The sequence below is a fragment of the Micromonospora citrea genome (assembly GCF_900090315.1).
Taxonomy (GTDB): Bacteria; Actinomycetota; Actinomycetes; order Mycobacteriales; family Micromonosporaceae; genus Micromonospora; species Micromonospora citrea.
Map to the genome: position 1 here is coordinate 6370317 of NZ_FMHZ01000002.1, position 16200 is coordinate 6386516.

Genomic DNA, 16200 nt, shown 5'->3' on the forward strand with positions numbered 1-16200 from the left:
GGCGTGGCGGGCTTCTGCCGGGCCGACCGCCGGGTAGCCCAGCATTTGCCTCCGACCGGCGGCGGTGCCCACGCCGCCGGTCGGACGGCCGGTAAGCTCGGTGCGCCGATGAACGGATATCCGACGACCACGATGGTCACCGTGCCGGCAGGACGGGTGAGCCTGTCGGACCGGCGGACGCGACGTGTCTGGTCGGTCGAACTCGCGCCCTACCAACTCGCGGCGTTCCCGGTCACCCGGGCGCAGTACCTGGACCTCACCGGCCAGCGGTCGGGCACCCCCGAGGGGGACCGCCTTCCGGTCGTGGGCGTCTCGTGGTGGGACGCGGTCCGGTTCTGCAACGCCCTGTCCCGACGCCACGGGCTCGCCCCCGTCTACCACCTGCACGGTGACGGCGACGAAATCGAGCGGGACGCGACCGCCGACGGGTACCGGCTGCCGACCGAGGCGGAGTGGGAGTACGGCTGCCGTGCCGGTACGGCGGGACCGCGCTACGGGCCGCTCGACGACATTGCCTGGTACCGGGGCAACTCCCAGGAGCGGATCCACGACGTGGGCGGCAGGCGGCCCAACGCGTGGGGCCTGCACGACATGCTCGGCAACTCGTGGGACTGGTGCTGGGACATCTACGACGCCGAGGTCTACGGCAGTTACCGGGTGCTCCGTGGCGGTGGCTGGTTCGACGAGCACTGGAGCTGCCGGGCCTCCGTGCGTCGCCGCAGCCATCCGAGCCTGCAGATCGACGATGTGGGGTTCCGCGTCGCGCGTTCCATCCTGCGCTGACGCGCCTCGGGTGCCGTGACGGCGCACGCCCCACGGTGCCGCCGCCGTCTGCCGGGCACCGCGCACCGCCGTGCGCGAGAGAACGGCGATTCGACGGCCCGAGGGTGTCACCGGGTCGGCTGCCGGTTGGTCCTATGAGTGCACGGGCCGACGAGGAGGGGACGATGTGACCAACATCCACGAGCAGATCCGGGAGCTGTACGCCGTCGCGGCGCCGCGCCTGGTCTCGCAACTGTTCGCGATCACCGGCGACTACGCGGAGGCTCAGGACGTGGTCCAGGACGCCTTCGTTCGGGCGCTGGACCGGCCGGGCCGGTTCGGCGAGGTGGAGCACCCGGAGGCGTGGCTGCGTACGGTGGCACTCAACATCGCCCGGAGCCGGCACCGCCGGCGGACGCTCTTCGCCCGGCTGGCGCGCGCCGGCCGCCTCGACGACGCACGGCAGGGCTCCGCGGGCCTGTCGCCCGACCACGTCGCCGTCGTCGCCGCGCTTCAGCGGCTTTCGCGTCCCGCGCGGGAGGCCGTCGTGCTCCACCACATCGCGGACATGTCGGTGGCCGACGTGGCCGAAGCCCTGGGCTGTTCGGTCGAGGCGGTCAAGACCCGCCTCGTCCGGGCCCGGCGCGCCCTCGCCCCCGATCTCGACGACAGGGCCGACAGCGCCGACGCCCGGCCAGGAATCATGATCGAGAGAGGTTCCCTCCATGCCTGACCTGGATTTCGCCGGACTCGACCGCGCCGCGCAGGCGGCCTTCAAGCCGGACTTCACCGAGGTGCGCCGCCGGGCGGCACGCCGGCGGCGGACCCGACTGGCCGCGGCCTCGATGGCGACGCTCTCGCTGGTCGCCGTCGCCGGGGCGGCGGTGGCCTCCGGCGGTCTGCGCGACGCGAACCCCCAGGTGTCGGTTCCCGGCTTCGGCGGGACCTCGACGCCGCCCTTCATCCCCACGGCCGCGCCCTCCGGCACGCCGAGTCCCCTTCCCACCACGGGGCGGACCGTCCGGCGGGGCAGCGTCGTCGCGGGCGACCTCGACCACTTCTACCTGCGGTGGAGCGACTGCCGGGGAGACGGGCCCGCCATGATCGCCAGCGCCGGGGTCGAACCGCCCGTCGACTGCGCGCTGATGGTGGCCGGCACGGCCGACCGGGGCGCGACCTGGCAGAGCCGGGAACTCCCGCTGCCCCGCAACGCGCATGTCGTCCTCGCCGCGGCGGGACCGCGGACCCTGATCGCGTCGTACCAGGACGGGTCCGGGATGCGGCAGGGCTGGCTCGCGAGCGTCGACGGGGGCGAACGGTGGCGGGAGGTCACCGTCGGCACGGCTTCCCGGGTGCCGGACGGCTGGCGTGTGCTCGACGAGCTGTCGCGCCCGCACATCGACGCGATCGTGGCGGCGAACCCGGTCACGGGCGACGTCGTGCGGGTGACGCACACCGCGGGGCTGAAGCTGGCCACGCTCGTCGATGACGTGCCCCCCGGGGCGGGCATCTGGGTCAGCGGGTACGAGAACGAGGACACGGAGCCCGACGGCCGGCTCGTCGGCCGGGGCAGCGCGATCGCGGTGAGCCGCGACGGGGGCCGGACCTGGACGCGGCACGTCTTCGCCGGTCGACTCACCGCCGGCGAGGACGTCGCGCTCGACGTGGCCACCCGGGACGGTCGGACCGTCTACGCCGTCGGCAGCATCGACGGCACCCTGGTCGTCCACCGCAGCGGCGACGGAGGCCTTACCTGGCGGCGCGCCGCCGGCACGGCGGACGTCGGCGACCGGCCGCTGCGTGCCTCCGTGCGTGCCGACGGGACGCTGCTCGTCCAGGCGGGCCTCGTGGCCGGCGACCGGCCGCTGATGTTCAGCAGCGGTGACGGCGGGCAGCGGTTCTTCCCGATGGAGCCCGCGCCGGGCGCGGCCGTCGTGCCGGTGCCGGGCGGGTACACGCAGAGCGGGGGGCCGCACGTGGCGGGCATGTGGTGGTCCGCCGACGGAGTCGCCTGGTCCTTCCTGGGCGCCCCCGACCTGCCCTGAGGTGGGCGCGGCTCCCCGCGGCAGCGGCGACGGCGGGGGCCGCGCAGCGGCGACGGTCAGGTTCCGGTCGGCCGACCGGAACCTGACCGTCACGCGGTGCCCCGGCCGGTCGGGCTTGCCTCGCGCCGCCCGGTGCGGCCGGCCGGTCGGGCGTGCCTCGCCGGGCGGGCCCGGCGGTGCGTGCCGGGACGCTGGCTCAGCCGGCGTACGGAGGGGGACCGGCGGCCGGGCCGGGCGGTGCGGACGCCTGTGCGAGGGCGGCCCGGATGACGTCGCGCAGCGGCCCGTCGGGGTGGTCGATCCAGTGCTGGACGGCGACCCGGAGGCTGGCCAGGAAGGTCGCCGCCAGCACCCGTGAGCGCAGCGCCGGGTCGGGGCCGTCGAGGCGGGGGACCAGCTCGTCGGCCAGGTCCCGCTCGATGGTGGTGTACGCGGCGATCTGGTGGGCGACGAGCGCCGGGTGGCCCCGCAGTTGGCGGCGGCGGACCAGCCAGGAGGGCGGGGCGTTGCCGTACGCCTCCTCGGCGAGGCGCTCGGCGGCCCGGCTCAGCACCTGCCACGGCGACGCGTCGGGCGGCTGCCGGCGGACCAGCTCCAGCAGCCGGCGCAGCCGTACGGCGTCGCCGTGGAAGATCGCCTCCTCCTTGCTGGAGAAGTAGTTGGAGAACGTCCTGCGGGAGACGTTGGCGGTGTCGGCGATCGCCTCGACGGTGACCCGGTCCAGCCCGTGCTCGGTGGCCAGGCGCAGGGCGGCCTCGTGCAGGGCGAGGCGGGTCGCCGCCTTCTTCCGCTCCCGTAGCCCGGGGGACTCGTCCATGCCGACAGCCTAGTGGCGACGTGATTCGTTTCTCATCGCGCAAACTTGCCCATAGGGCAAGATCTGCAGATGCTTGTATGCGGCAACCATCTGCGACGCGGGAGGAACGGTGGACGGCACCGCTCGTCAACTCGGCACCAGGCTGCACGAACTGGTCCGGACCGTACGGCTGATCCGGCGTCGCCGGGCCGACGCCCGGCCCCTCGTGCCGCTCGGCCTGGTCGGCATGCTCATGCAGATCGACCAGCTTCCGCCCGGCTGCCACGCGCGGGAACTCGCCGCCCGCACCGGCCTCGACCCGTCGACCGTCAGCCGCGCCGTCGCCTCGCTCGTCGGACTCGGCCTGGTCGAGCGGGGCACCGACCCCGCCGACATGCGGGCCAGGGTCCTGGCCCTGACCCCGGCCGGCCGCACCGCCCTGGCCGAGGTCTTCGACTGGTACGGCGGGGTGCTCGACCGGGCGCTCGCCGACTGGACGCCCGACGAGATCGCGGCGCTGAGCGGGGCGCTCGGCCGGTTCACCCGTGACATCGAGACCGCCCTCGGACACCCCGACAACCTGGAGGCCGCGCGATGAGCGCACCCACCACGACGACCGGCGACGCGCCGATGACCCATCGGCAGACGCTGGAGGCGCTCAGCGGCCTGCTGCTGGTGCTCTTCGTCGCCATGCTCAGCGGCACCGTCGTCTCGACGGCGCTACCGAAGATCATCGGCGCCCTCGACGGGTCGCAGACCCAGTACACCTGGGTGGTCACCGCCACCCTGCTCACCGCCACCGCGACCACGCCGATCTGGGGCAAGCTCGCCGACCTGTTCAACAAGAAGCTGCTGGTGCAGGTCGCCATCGTCGTCTTCCTGGTGGGCTCGGTGGTCGCCGGCCTCGCCCAGACCGCCGGCCAGCTCATCGCCGCCCGCGCGTTCCAGGGCATCGGCGTCGGCGGCCTCCAGGCGCTCGTCCAGGTCGCCATCGCCGCGATGATCCCGCCGCGTGAGCGCGGCCGCTACAACGGCTACCTCGGCGGCGTCATGGCCGTGGCGACGGTCGGCGGCCCGCTGCTGGGCGGGCTCATCGTCGACACGTCCTGGCTCGGCTGGCGCTGGTGCTTCTTCGTCGGGGTCCCCGTCGCCGTCATCGCGCTGATCCTCCTCCAGTTCACCCTGCGACTGCCGACGGTCCGCCGCGACAACGTGAAGATCGACTACCTGGGCGCGACCCTGATCGCCGCCGGGGTCAGCGTGCTGCTCATCTGGATCTCCTTCGTCGACGACTCGTTTTCCTGGATCTCCTGGCAGAGCGCGGCCATGGTGGGCGGCTCGGTCGTCCTGCTGGCCCTGGCCGTCCTGGTGGAGTCGCGCGCCGCCGAGCCGGTGGTCCCGCTCGACCTGGTCCGCCAGCGCACCACCGCCCTGGCCATCCTGGGCAGCCTGGCGGTCGGCATGGCCATGTTCGGCGGCGCCGTCTTCCTCGGTCAGTACTTCCAGATCGGCCGGGGCTACAGCCCGACGGAGGCCGGGCTGCTGACCATCCCGATGATGGCCGGCGTCCTCGGCTCCTCGATCGTGGCCGGCCGCATGATCACGAAGTCGGGGAAGATCAAGCCCTACATCCTCGTCGGGGCGGTCGTGCTCGTCGTCGGATTCGCCCTGCTCGGCACCATCGACCACCGGACGTCGCTGGTGCTGGTCGGCGCGGCCATGTTCATCGTCGGCGTCGGGGTCGGCATGACCATGCAGAACCTCGTCCTCGCCGTGCAGAACACCGTCTCCCTCAAGGACATCGGCGCGGCCAGCTCCACCGTCGCGTTCTTCCGCTCCCTCGGCGGCACCATCGGGGTGTCGGTGCTCGGCGCGGTCCTCGCCCGCCGGGTCACCGACCAGATCACCACCGACCTCGCCGCCGCGGGCATCCCCACCTCCGGCGACGCCGGCGGCAGCCTCAACGTCGACGCCATGCCGGCCGTGGTCCAGCAGATCGTCCGGGCCGCGTACGGCGACGCCACCGGCCACATCTTCGTCATCTCGGCGGCCATCGCCGTGGTCGGCATCGTCGCCGCGGCCCTGCTCAAGCCGGTCACCCTGCGCACCAGCCTGGACCTGCCGGACGCCGCCACCTCGGCCGCCGTCGCCGCCGACGCCGTCGACGGTGCTCCCGCCCTCGACCAGGTGGACGTGGACGCCGCGGCGAAGGGGGCGCCGGTCCGCCGCTGAGGCCCGACCCGACAACGCAGCCGGGGCCGCCGCCGTCGCTTGCGCGACGGTGGCGGCCCCGGCTCGTGTCCGCGAGGGGTGCGGACGGTCGCGCGAAGGGCCCGCCCAGGGGGCGCGGAAACGCATCGGGGAGGGACGGTGGCCCGTCCCTCCCCGATCGTCGAACCGTGCCCGTCAGGCCAGGAACTTGTCCAGCGCGGCCTCGACGGTGCCGGCGTCCGGCGACGCGTACGCCTTCATGGTGTTCTTGTTGTACGAGATGAAGCTCGGGCACCGGCTCGCCGGGGCGCTCACGGTGCCGCCGTCGCCGATCTTCTCACCGGTCTTCGCGGCGTGGAAGGTCAGCGTGTAGCGCGACGAGACGTAGTCGATCGTGACCTGCTTGCCCGAGCTGGTGTACTGGCACTTCTTCGGCGTGCCCTCGCTGCCCTCCACGAACTTCAGGCAGCCGACCACCGAGACCGTCTCGAACTGGGCGCTCCTGGCGTAGTACGGCTTGTTCGAGGCGATCGTCTTCGACGACCAGAACGTCGGCCGGTCGGGGTTGTTCGAGAAGACGTACGCCTTGGCCCCGGACGGCCCGTTGTAGGGCGCCGCGTTCAGGATCTGGCTGCCCTCGCAGACGTCGCCCAGGTCGCTGGAGTAGCGGGCGGTCACCGCGTTGTTGCTGTTCGGCTGCTCCGACTCGGACTGCTCGGGGCTGGGCGAGGTGGAGGTGTCGGGGCCTGGGTTGCCGGCGGTCGGGTTGGCGGTGGCGGACGCGATCGGGGTGGGATCGTCGTCGTCGTTGTTGACGAGGAGGAAGCCGATTCCGCCACCGCAGAGCACGAGCAGGACCACCACGGCGGCCGCCGACAGGCCGATGATCAGGCCCTTGTTCGACTTCTGCGGCGGCGGGACGGGGGCCCCGAACTGCGGCGGCTGCCCGGGCTGGCCGTATCCCGGGTACCCGGCCGGCGGGGCCGGCGGCCCGCTCCACGGGGTGACGTTCGGGTCCGGCTGCCCTCCGTACGGGGGGTGACTGTCGGTCATCTGAAGCCCTTATCGCTGTCGACGTGTGCCCAGGGACGGGGAACATGCAACAGGGTAGTGAGGGCTCCAAATCACGCCAGTTGTCGGCGAGCGGCCGGAGGCCCGGTCTTCGGCGACGGACACCCCGCTCGATCACGCTGCGTGCGCGACATGATCCCGTACGTCGATGCGGTCGGCGGCGGGATCGAGGGCCCGAGGAAGCGGATCCCGGTTTCCGGCGCGGGAATCGGACGTCTGGCCGCCTCGGTGTCGGCGCCGGGGCGGCCCCGGACGATCTCCGTGACGTAGATCACTGTAACGTTTGTGGAACCGGCGCGACGGTAGTGGCGGGACGCCCTCGCGTCCGCGCCGTCGGGGTGTCGTCCCGGTCGGGCCGAGGCGCACCCGACCGTCGGCGCGGTGCCGCCGTCTCCGCTGCCCGGGAACCCGAACGAGGTCTGACCGCCGGGTGGGAGGGCGCCGTTCCCGCCCGCGTCGCGTGCCGTCGCCTCGGCCCCGTCCTGCGTCAGCCGGGCGTTGCACGACTGGGTGACCCGGTCGCCGGCCGGAAGGGTCAGGCGCGCGGTCCAACCGGTGGTCGCGATGGCGCCGGAGTTGCGCACCGTCACCTCACCCTGGAAGCCGCCCGGCCATCGGCCCACCGGCCGGTGGTGCGCCTCGCACCCGGCGGGCGGGCCGGTGGGCGTCGGGTCGGGGTGTGCTGTGTGACGGCCCGTCGCTTTCCCCCCCGCAGTCAACCAGAGGCGCTGACGTATCTCAATGGAATCTCGCCTCACGCAAGGGTTTCACGTCGACATCTTCAACATCGTCCTCAGACTGTGAACACCAAAGAAATATACGGACGTGAATGTGATGGCTAAGGTTTCCTCATCGTTCACCGCCTCGGCGGGTGCGCCACGAGCCGCCCGCGGGCCAGGACAGCAGGAGGACCGGGAGATGACACTCCCTCGCACTCAACGGCGTATCGTCGCCGGCGCCGTCGGCGTGCTCGCCAGTGCCGCCATGGTCACCACCATGATCGGCTCCCCGGCGGCGGCAGCCCCGGCGACCGGTGAGATCCGCGGCGCCGGCGGCGCGACGGCCGTGACCGACAGCTACATCGTCGTGCTCAAGGACAGCGGCGTCGGCGGTCGCGCCGGCACCCGGCAGGCCGAGGTGCGCAGCGCCGCCGGCACGCTGGCCGCGCGCTTCGGCGGGACGGTGGGGCACGTCTACGGCGACGCGCTCAACGGCTTCGAGGTGCGGCTGTCGGAGCGGGCCGCCAAGCGCCTCGCCGCGCACCCCGCCGTCGACTACGTCGAGCAGAACCACACCGTGACGACGACGGCCACCCAGAACAACCCGCCGTGGGGCCTCGACCGCATCGACCAGCGCGCCCTGCCGCTGAGCCGCACGTACACGTACAACAGCAGCGGCACCGGCGTCACCGCGTACGTCATCGACACCGGCATCCGGACCACCCACGTCGACTTCGCCGGCCAGGCCGTCGACGGCTTCGACGCGGTCGACAACGCGCTGCCGGCCACCGACTGCAACGGCCACGGCACCCACGTCGCGGGCACCGTCGGCGGCAACACCTACGGGGTGGCGAAGAACGTCCGGCTGGTGGGCGTGCGGGTGCTGAACTGCCAGGGCAGCGGCACCTGGGCACAGGTCATCGCCGGCATCAACTGGGTCACCTCCAACCACCAGGCGGGTCAGCCGGCGGTGGCGAACATGAGCCTCGGCGGCTCCTACAACGCGTCGCTGAACACCGCGGTGGCGAACTCGATCGCCGACGGCATCACCTACGCCGTGGCCTCCGGCAACTCGAACGCCAACGCCTGCAACTTCTCGCCGGCCTCCGTGCCGACGGCGCTGACCGTCAACGCCTCGCAGAGCAACGACGCGCGGGCCTCGTTCTCCAACTGGGGCACCTGCACCGACATGTTCGCCCCCGGCGTGGGCGTCCTGTCGGCCTGGTCCACCAGCGACACCGCCACCTCGTCGATCAGCGGCACGTCGATGGCCTCGCCGCACGTCGCGGGCGCTGCCGCCCGGGTGCTCAGCGTCAACCCGAGCTGGACCCCCGCCCAGGTGCACTCCTACCTGGTCAGCCAGGCCACGCCCAACGTGATCACCAACCCGGGCACCGGCTCGCCGAACCGGCTGCTCTACCTCGCGCCCACCTTCTGACCGTCGCGTCGCGGCGCCGGCCCCGGGGCCTTCCGCCCCGGGGTCGGTACGCGTGCGGCGGGCCGAGCGGACGCGGGTGCTCCGGCCCCGAGCCCTCGTCGGCCGCCCGGTCCCGCCGGCCGTCAGACCGGTACCGGCTGGTCCGACTCGAACCGTTCCCTGGTCAGGAACGCCAGCCGGGCCCGCTTGTCGGGCATGTCGACCTCGTCGCCGAAGGTGAAGCCCTCCCGCTCCAGCCGCTCCAGCGCGCGCTGGTTGCGCACGTCGGGCTCGACCACGACCCGCTGCCGCGTCGGGTCGCTGAACAGGAACCGGACCAGCGCCGAGCCGACGCCGGCGGTGAGGCCGCGCGGCGGGCGGTTGCCGGGCGCGAGCAGCAGGTGCATCCCGACGTCGCCGGGCCGGACGGCATAGCGCTCGCCGACCGGGTCCGCCTCCGGCTGGTAGGTCTGGAACAGCCCGACCGGCGCGTCGTCAAGCATGATCAGGTATGCGTGGTGGGTGGCGAGCCCGTCGACGAACTCGTAGATCTCCCGCACGTCGTCCACCGAGTACGACCCCATGCCCCAGAACGACGCCCGGGGCTCGGTCACCCAGCCGTGCACCAGTTCCGCGTCGCGCTTCGGGTCCAGCACGACGAGCGACAGCTCGCCGAGCCCGGGAATCTTCTCCTGGTGGGTCACGGTGTCTCTGCTCCTGGTTCCGGGGTGAGTTCTCGCCAGTCGGTGACCACCGGGGCCAGCGCGCCGCCGGCCCACAGCGGCAGTTGGTCGTCGAAGTGCACGTCGCCGGGCCGTCCGGACGCGCCGAACGGCACCACCCAGCGGCTCTGCGCGCGATCGGTCAGGTCCCACACGTAGCGGGCCACCGGGCCGCGCCAGCACGCGTCGGACACGCCGGGGACGCTGGAGGTGGCCAGCACGCACTCCGTGTCGCCGGGCAGCGCGACCCGCGCCCGCATCGCCTCCACCGCCGCGCCGACCGCCGGCGCGACCCCGAGGTGGACCGGGTGCAGCAGGTGCCGCCGCCCCCACGGCCCCGGCGGGTCGCCCGCCGCGACGTCCTCGAGGGCGGCGGCGGCCACCGGGTCGACGTCGCCGCCGAGGCGGTGCAGGCCGGCGACGACGCCGTCCAGGGCGTGACCGATGCGCGACAGCGGGTCGGTCCACGGCGCGAACAGCCCGTCGAAGGCGCTCGGGGCGTGCAGCGGGCGCAGGCTCGGGTGCTCGTGCAGCCGGCGGGCCAGGGCCGCGCGCCAGGCCGCGAACGCGCCCGCGTCGGTGCTGTCGGCCCGCATCCGGCCGTCCCAGGCGACCAGCCGGTCCCGCAGGCGCCGCGCCGGCGCGCCGAGGCCGTCGGGGTGGAGCCGGTCGAGCACGCCGCGCAGGGTCGCGGCCTCCAGCCGGGTGTCGGTGTGTACGGCCTCCGGGCCGGCGCCGTCGGCCAGCAGGGCCCGGATGCGGCGGGCGCGGTGCGGCGGGGCGAAGTCGGCGCCGAGGTCGGCGGTGTCGGCGCGGCGGTCGTTGGCGCACACCGCGACACCGTCGACGCGCGTGCGGCGTGGCGGCGCGTAGTCGCCCCGCCACCGGTACCGCGGGTCCCAGCCGGGCACCGGCTCGCGCCGGCACCGCTCGTCGCGGATCGGCACGAGCCCCGCGACGAGTTGGGCCACCGCCCCGCGCCGGTCGGCGACGAGGACGCTGTTGACCGGCTCGACCCAGTCCCGCAGCGCCTCGGCGACGTCGTCGACGCTGCGCGCCCGCAGCAGCGGCAGCAGAGCGTCGAAACCGAGCCGCGCCTCGACCCGCGCGGGGGCCCGCAGGCTGATCGCCTCGCCGGTGCCCCGGTCGTGGTCGACGACCGGTCCGCGCGGGGTCTCGATCACCTCGACGGATTCCGGCTCGTCGCCGCGCACCGCGATCCGCTCGACGTGGCGGTGCGCCGGCACCCAGCCGTCGCCGTCGCGGACCAGCACGCGGTCGCCGTCGCGGCGCAACCGCTCCCGGTAGAGGTCCTGGTAGTCGGCCATCGCGTTGGTGACGGCCCAGGCCACCTCGCCGGCGTGGCCGAAGTGGGGCAGGCCCGGGACGCCCGGGAACGCGAGGCCGAACACGTCGAACTCGGGGCAGGCGAGGCGCACCTGCTGGTAGATGCCGGGCAGTTCGAGGACGCGGTGCGGGTCGCCGGCGACGACCGGCGCCCGGCCGGTGACCGGGTCGCCGGGCACCGCCCAGGCGTTGCTGCCCGACCCGCCGGGCCCCTCGACGGCGAACAGGCCGGTCGCCGCCGGGCCGAGGGTGCCGGCGACGTGGGCGTGCCACAGCTTGTTGGGGAAGGTGGAGAAAAGCACGTGCTGGACGAGGAAGACGCCCAGCGGCGACCACGGCCGCCACGCGCCCGGCGCGCAGCCGACCGCCGCGAACTCGGGCGCCGCGGCGGCGCCCTCGGCCAGCCCTTCATTGACCCCGTCGACGTAGGCGCCGACCCAGCGCCGGGTCGCCGGGGCGAGCCGGTCGAAGCAGCGCCGGGCGGTGTCGTCGAGGCGGGCCCGGCGGGCGAACCTGTCCCAGCCCAGCTCGGCGGGGCCGACGTGCTCGGCGAGTCGGCCCTCCGATCGCCACCGCTCGACCTCGATCTGCCAGGCCCGGTCGAGGGCGGCCACCCGGCCCTGCAGCCGGGCGAGGTCGTCGACGGTGTCGGCGCGCAGGTGGGGGATCCCCCACCGGTCGCGATGGACCCCGGTCATCGCGGCGCTGGTCGCACGGGCGGCCGTACCGCCTGCCACAGGAACATCAACTTAGGTTACCCTCCCCTAACTGAGGTGGACCTTACCTGGAGGGTGCGTGAAGCGAAACTGGGAGGCCCTGGTGCTGAAGGCCATGGGCGGCCGGGACTTCCGGCTGACCGTGCTCGGCGCCGAGTCGGTCGGTGGGAACTACCGCCGGCTGCGCATGGACGGCGGCGGGCTGCTGGAGGCGTACGGCGTCCACCCCACCATGTGGGTCCGGCTGTGGTTCGACAACGACGGCCGTCCCCACCAGCGCGCGTACACCCTCGTCGACCCGGACCCGGCGACCGGCCGGTTCGACCTCGAGTTCGCCATCCACGACGGGTGCGCCGCCCGCTGGGCCGCCGCCGCCGAGCCCGGCGACACCATCGACGCCACGATGCAGGGCAGCGCGTTCAGCCTGCCGGACCCCGCCCCGCGGCACCTCTACCTGGTCGGCGACGCCGCCTCGCTCCCGGCCGTGAACAGCCTGCTCGACGCGGCCCCCGACGTCCCGGCGACGGTCTGGCTGGAGTACGCCGACGAGGGCGAGAAGGCCCTCACGCCGCGCGCCCGGGAGCGGCACGAGGTCACCTGGGTGCCGCGCCGCGACGAGGGGCGGCACCTGGTCGACACCGTCTGCGCGGCCCTGCCCGCCGCCGACGACGCGCACTACTGGGTGGCCTGCGAGGCGGCCAGCACGCGCGGCATCACCAGGCACGTGCGGCGGACGCTGGGCGTCGGCAAGCACCAGCTCACCTCGCTCGCCTACTGGAGCGCCAGGTGAGGGGTCGGCTCGGCACGCTCACCGCGCTCTACGTCACCCAGTACCTCGGCATCGGCTTCATCACCGTCGGGCTGACCGCCATCCTGCGCGACGGCGGCACCTCGCTGGACACGCTGGCGCTGCTCCAGGTCGTCGGCCTGGTCTGGCCGGTCAAGTTCCTCTGGGCGCCGATCCTCGACCGGTACGGCTCCCGCCATCGGGGCCACTCCCGGTCCTGGCTGCTGGTGCTCCAGGGCGGCCTGGTGCTGGCCCTGCTGGCCCTGCTGCCGTTCGACCGCCCGGCCGAGCGGCTCGGCCCGGTCGTCGCGGTCTGTCTCGCGTACATGGACTACTCCCGGCCCGGCACCGGCGGCACCGACTTCACGGTGCTGTCGTCGTTCGGGCTGGTCTGCTCGTTCGTGGCCGCCTGGCTCGCGCTGGTCGCCGCCGACCTGGTCGGCGATCCCGCCGTCGCGGTGGCCTCCGTCGTCCTGGTGGCGCTCGGTGTCGCGGCCGGTGTGGGGCACCGGAGGCGGTTCCGGCGCCCCGCCGCGGCGACGCCGGTGGAGTGGGTGCCGGCGGCGGTTTCGAACTGAGCGATATCGATATCACTCGGCAACAATGTTGACACGAACTTAGGTTAGGGTAACCTAAGTTCGCTCGATCATCGGATCACGCGCGGAAGGCGACGTCCACCGTCCCCCGCCATCGTGTCCACTCCCGACCGTTGAGGACCCGCATGAGCCTGCCCGGATCCACCGCCCAGGCACCGTCGACCCGGGTGACCCCCGGCGCCGACGGCGCCCGCGCCCACCTGCTCACCGCCGGCTCGGTCGACGACTACCGGCGCGTGCTCGCCGCCGGCGTCGACCGGGTGGCGACCCGGGTGGCCGGCGCGGACCGGCCGTTCACGGGCGTGACGCCGGACGAACTGGCGCCGCGGATCGCCGGCATCGACCTGGACCGGCCGCTCGGCGACACCGACGCCGCGCTCGACGAACTCCAGGACGTCTACCTGCGCGACGCCGTCTGGTTCCACCACCCCCGCTACCTGGCGCACCTCAACTGCCCGGTGGTGATCCCGGCCCTGCTCGCCGAGGCGGTGCTCAGCGCCGTCAACTCCTCCCTGGACACCTGGGACCAGAGCGCCGGAGCCACCCTGATCGAGCGCCGGCTCATCGACTGGACGGCCGAGCGGATCGGCCTCGGCCCGGTCGCCGACGGCGTCTTCACCAGCGGCGGCACCCAGTCCAACCTCCAGGCGATGCTGCTGGCCCGCGAGGAGAGCTGCGCCCGGGAGACCGGCCGGTCGACCGAACGTCCGTCCCGTCCCGAGCTGCTGTCCCGGCTGCGCATCGTCACCTCGGCCGCCGGCCACTTCAGCGTGCAGAAGGCGGCAAAGCTGCTCGGCCTCGGCGCGGACGCGGTGGTCGCCGTGCCCACCGACGCCGAGCGGCGGATGCGCACCGACGAACTGGCCCGCGAGATCGACCGCTGCCGCCGCGAGGGCCTGGTGGTGATGGCCGTGGTCGCCACCGCCGGCACCACCGACTTCGGCACCGTCGACCCGCTGCCACAGATCGCCGACATCTGCGCCGCCGCCGGCGTCTGGCTGCACGTCGACGCCGCGTACGGCTGCGGGCTGCTCGTGTCGCCGACCCGGCGGCACCTGCTCGACGGCATCGAACGGGCCGACTCCGTCACCGTCGACTACCACAAGTCGTTCTTCCAGCCGGTCAGCTCCAGCGCCCTGCTGGTGCGCGACCGGCGGACGCTGCGGCACGCCACCTGGCACGCCGACTACCTCAACCCGGCCCGCATGGTCGAGCAGCGCATCCCCAACCAGGTCGACAAGAGCCTTCAGACCACCCGCCGCTTCGACGCCCTCAAGCTCTGGCTGACGCTGCGGATCATGGGCCCGGACGCGATCGGCGCGCTCTTCGACGAGGTGGTGGACCGCGCCGCCGACGCCTGGCAGATGCTCACCGAGGACCCCCGCTTCGAGGTGGTCACCCGGTCACAGTTGAGCACCGTGGTCTTCCGCTACCTGCCGACCGACGCCGGCCGCGACGTCGTCGACGAGGCCAACCTGCACGCCCGCGAGGCGCTGGCGGCCTCCGGCGCCGGGCTCGTCGCCGGCACCAAGGTCGACGGCGCGCACTACCTCAAGTTCACCCTGCTCAACCCCGAGACCACGCGGGACGACATCGCCCACGTCCTCGACCTCGTCGCCGAACACGCCGGCTGGTACGCGCGGACCACGGCCACCGCCGAGCTGTCCTGCCCCGTCGGCTGACGACCCGACCCCGCCCTGGAGAACCGCATGTCCGCGTACGACTTCATCGCCGTCGGGCTGGGCCCGTACAACCTGGGCCTGGCGTGCCTGACCGAGCCGATCGACGACCTCGACGGCCTCTTCTTCGAGGAGCGGGAGAGCATCAGCTGGCATCCCGGGATGCTGCTGGAGTCCACCCGCCTCCAGACGCCGTTCATCGCCGACCTCGTCACGCTCGCCGACCCGACCTCGCCGTACTCCTTCCTCAACTACCTCAAGGAGACCGGGCGGCTCTACCCGTTCTACATCCGGGAGAGCTTCTTCCCGCTGCGCAGCGAGTACGACGACTACTGCCGGTGGGCCGCCGCCAAGCTGCGCAACGTCCGGTACGGGCACCGGGTCACCGCCGTCGAGTACGACCCGACCGACGAGCACTACGTCGTGACGGCCACGGTGACCGCCACCGGGGAGCGGGTCAGCCACCGCGCCCGGCACCTCGTGCTCGGCACCGGCACCCCGCCGTACGTGCCCGACGCCTGCCGGGGGCTCGGCGGCGACGCGATCCACAACTCCCGCTACCTGGAGCACCGGGCGGCGCTGCGCGCCAAGCGGAGCGTCACCGTGGTCGGCAGCGGGCAGAGCGCCGCCGAGATCTACCACGACCTGCTCGGCGACATCGACGCCCACGGCTACCAGCTGAACTGGGTCACCCGGTCGCCGCGGTTCTTCCCCCTCGAATACACCAAGCTGACCCTGGAGATGACCTCGCCGGACTACGTGGACTACTTCCACGCCCTGCCGGAGGCGACCCGCTACCAGCTGGAGTCCGCGCAGAAGGGGCTGTTCAAGGGCGTCAACTCCGACCTGATCAACGACATCTACGACCTGCTCTACGCCAAGAGCCTCGGCGGCCCGCTCCCGACCCGGCTGCTGACCAACACCGAGCTGACCACCGCCGCGTACGACGAGGCCAGCGGGGCCTACACGCTGGGGCTGCGCAACGTCGAGCAGGGCCGCGACCTCACCCTGGACACCGAGGGACTGGTGCTGGCCACCGGCTACCACTACCGCGTCCCCGAGTTCCTGCGGCCGGTGCGGGACCGGATCCGCTGGGACGGCCACGGCCGCTTCGACGTGGCCCGCAACTACAGCATCGACCACACCGGCCGGGGCATCTTCCTGCAGAACGCCGGCACCCACACGCACAGCGTCACCTCGCCCGACCTTGGCATGGGCCCGTACCGCAACTCGTGGATCATCCGGGAGCTGCTCGGCCGCGAGCACTACCCGATCGAGAAGCGCATCGCGTTCCAGGAGTTCGGGGCACCGGCCGGGGTCGCGTCGTGACCG

At 73.5% G+C, this 16200-nt stretch carries 15 protein-coding genes; 10 read left to right on the forward strand and 5 right to left on the reverse strand.

Translation table 11 applies throughout. From position 1 onward, the window contains the following. The first annotated feature begins 108 nt into the window (after positions 1-108). From GA0070606_RS29005 to GA0070606_RS29015, 3 genes are all read left to right on the forward strand, one after another. Positions 109-783, forward strand: a complete 675-nt coding sequence (locus tag GA0070606_RS29005) for a formylglycine-generating enzyme family protein (protein WP_245724858.1) — start codon at positions 109-111, stop codon at positions 781-783. 166 nt (positions 784-949) lie between these two features. Next, entirely contained in the window at positions 950-1495 is a 546-nt protein-coding gene (locus GA0070606_RS29010) for an RNA polymerase sigma factor (RefSeq protein ID WP_245724859.1), read from the forward strand. Further along, positions 1488-2807: a WD40/YVTN/BNR-like repeat-containing protein gene (locus tag GA0070606_RS29015; RefSeq protein WP_091106386.1), complete on the forward strand. Its 1320-nt coding sequence runs from the start codon at positions 1488-1490 to the stop codon at positions 2805-2807. Before GA0070606_RS29010 ends, GA0070606_RS29015 begins: the two co-directional genes overlap by 8 nt. A 196-nt stretch (positions 2808-3003) precedes the next feature. Here the strand turns inward: GA0070606_RS29015 and GA0070606_RS29020 are convergent, their stop codons facing one another. Then, positions 3004-3624, reverse strand: a complete 621-nt coding sequence (locus tag GA0070606_RS29020; RefSeq protein WP_091106387.1) for a TetR/AcrR family transcriptional regulator — start codon at positions 3622-3624, stop codon at positions 3004-3006. A 109-nt stretch (positions 3625-3733) separates the two neighbouring features. Here GA0070606_RS29020 and GA0070606_RS29025 point away from each other — a divergent pair, with 109 nt between their 5' ends. Both GA0070606_RS29025 and GA0070606_RS29030 read left to right on the forward strand, forming a co-directional pair. Further along, positions 3734-4201, forward strand: a complete 468-nt coding sequence (locus tag GA0070606_RS29025) for a MarR family winged helix-turn-helix transcriptional regulator (RefSeq protein ID WP_218106086.1) — start codon at positions 3734-3736, stop codon at positions 4199-4201. Next, entirely contained in the window at positions 4198-5835 is a 1638-nt protein-coding gene (locus tag GA0070606_RS29030; RefSeq protein WP_091106388.1) for an MFS transporter, read from the forward strand. Before GA0070606_RS29025 ends, GA0070606_RS29030 begins: the two co-directional genes overlap by 4 nt. Positions 5836-6009: 174 nt before the next feature. Here GA0070606_RS29030 and GA0070606_RS29035 read toward each other — a convergent pair whose 3' ends face one another. After that, complete coding sequence (locus GA0070606_RS29035; protein WP_091106389.1) at positions 6010-6867, reverse strand: hypothetical protein; 858 nt, start codon at positions 6865-6867, stop codon at positions 6010-6012. A 71-nt stretch (positions 6868-6938) separates the two neighbouring features. Further along, positions 6939-7643 carry a cellulose binding domain-containing protein gene (locus GA0070606_RS34090; protein ID WP_091106390.1) on the reverse strand — a complete coding sequence of 235 codons (705 nt, stop codon included), beginning with the start codon at positions 7641-7643 and terminating at the stop codon, positions 6939-6941. Positions 7644-7803: 160 nt separating this feature from the next. Between GA0070606_RS34090 and GA0070606_RS29045 the strand changes: the two genes are divergently transcribed. Further along, the gene (locus GA0070606_RS29045; RefSeq protein WP_091106391.1) at positions 7804-9042 is read left to right on the forward strand and encodes a S8 family peptidase; all 1239 of its coding nucleotides are present in this window, start codon (positions 7804-7806) and stop codon (positions 9040-9042) included. Positions 9043-9164: 122 nt separating this feature from the next. Here the strand turns inward: GA0070606_RS29045 and GA0070606_RS29050 are convergent, their stop codons facing one another. Both GA0070606_RS29050 and GA0070606_RS29055 read right to left on the reverse strand, forming a co-directional pair. Next, positions 9165-9725: a GNAT family N-acetyltransferase gene (locus GA0070606_RS29050; protein WP_091106392.1), complete on the reverse strand. Its 561-nt coding sequence runs from the start codon at positions 9723-9725 to the stop codon at positions 9165-9167. Next, a complete protein-coding gene (locus tag GA0070606_RS29055) occupies positions 9722-11788 on the reverse strand; it encodes a penicillin acylase family protein (protein ID WP_091108341.1) in 2067 nt (688 codons plus the stop codon). The genes GA0070606_RS29050 and GA0070606_RS29055 overlap by 4 nt, the downstream gene beginning before the upstream one ends. A 97-nt stretch (positions 11789-11885) precedes the next feature. On the opposite strand from GA0070606_RS29055, the gene GA0070606_RS29060 reads away from it, so the two are divergent. From GA0070606_RS29060 to GA0070606_RS29075, 4 genes are all read left to right on the forward strand, one after another. Further along, complete coding sequence (locus tag GA0070606_RS29060) at positions 11886-12596, forward strand: siderophore-interacting protein (RefSeq protein WP_091106393.1); 711 nt, start codon at positions 11886-11888, stop codon at positions 12594-12596. Further along, positions 12593-13171 carry a hypothetical protein gene (locus GA0070606_RS29065; protein ID WP_091106394.1) on the forward strand — a complete coding sequence of 193 codons (579 nt, stop codon included), beginning with the start codon at positions 12593-12595 and terminating at the stop codon, positions 13169-13171. The genes GA0070606_RS29060 and GA0070606_RS29065 overlap by 4 nt, the downstream gene beginning before the upstream one ends. A gap of 143 nt (positions 13172-13314) precedes the next feature. Further along, a complete protein-coding gene (locus tag GA0070606_RS29070; protein WP_091106395.1) occupies positions 13315-14871 on the forward strand; it encodes a pyridoxal phosphate-dependent decarboxylase family protein in 1557 nt (518 codons plus the stop codon). 27 nt (positions 14872-14898) lie between these two features. Further along, positions 14899-16197 (forward strand): lysine N(6)-hydroxylase/L-ornithine N(5)-oxygenase family protein, encoded by a 1299-nt coding sequence (locus GA0070606_RS29075; protein WP_091106396.1) that lies wholly within the window; start codon positions 14899-14901, stop codon positions 16195-16197. The last annotated feature ends 3 nt before the right edge of the window (positions 16198-16200 follow it).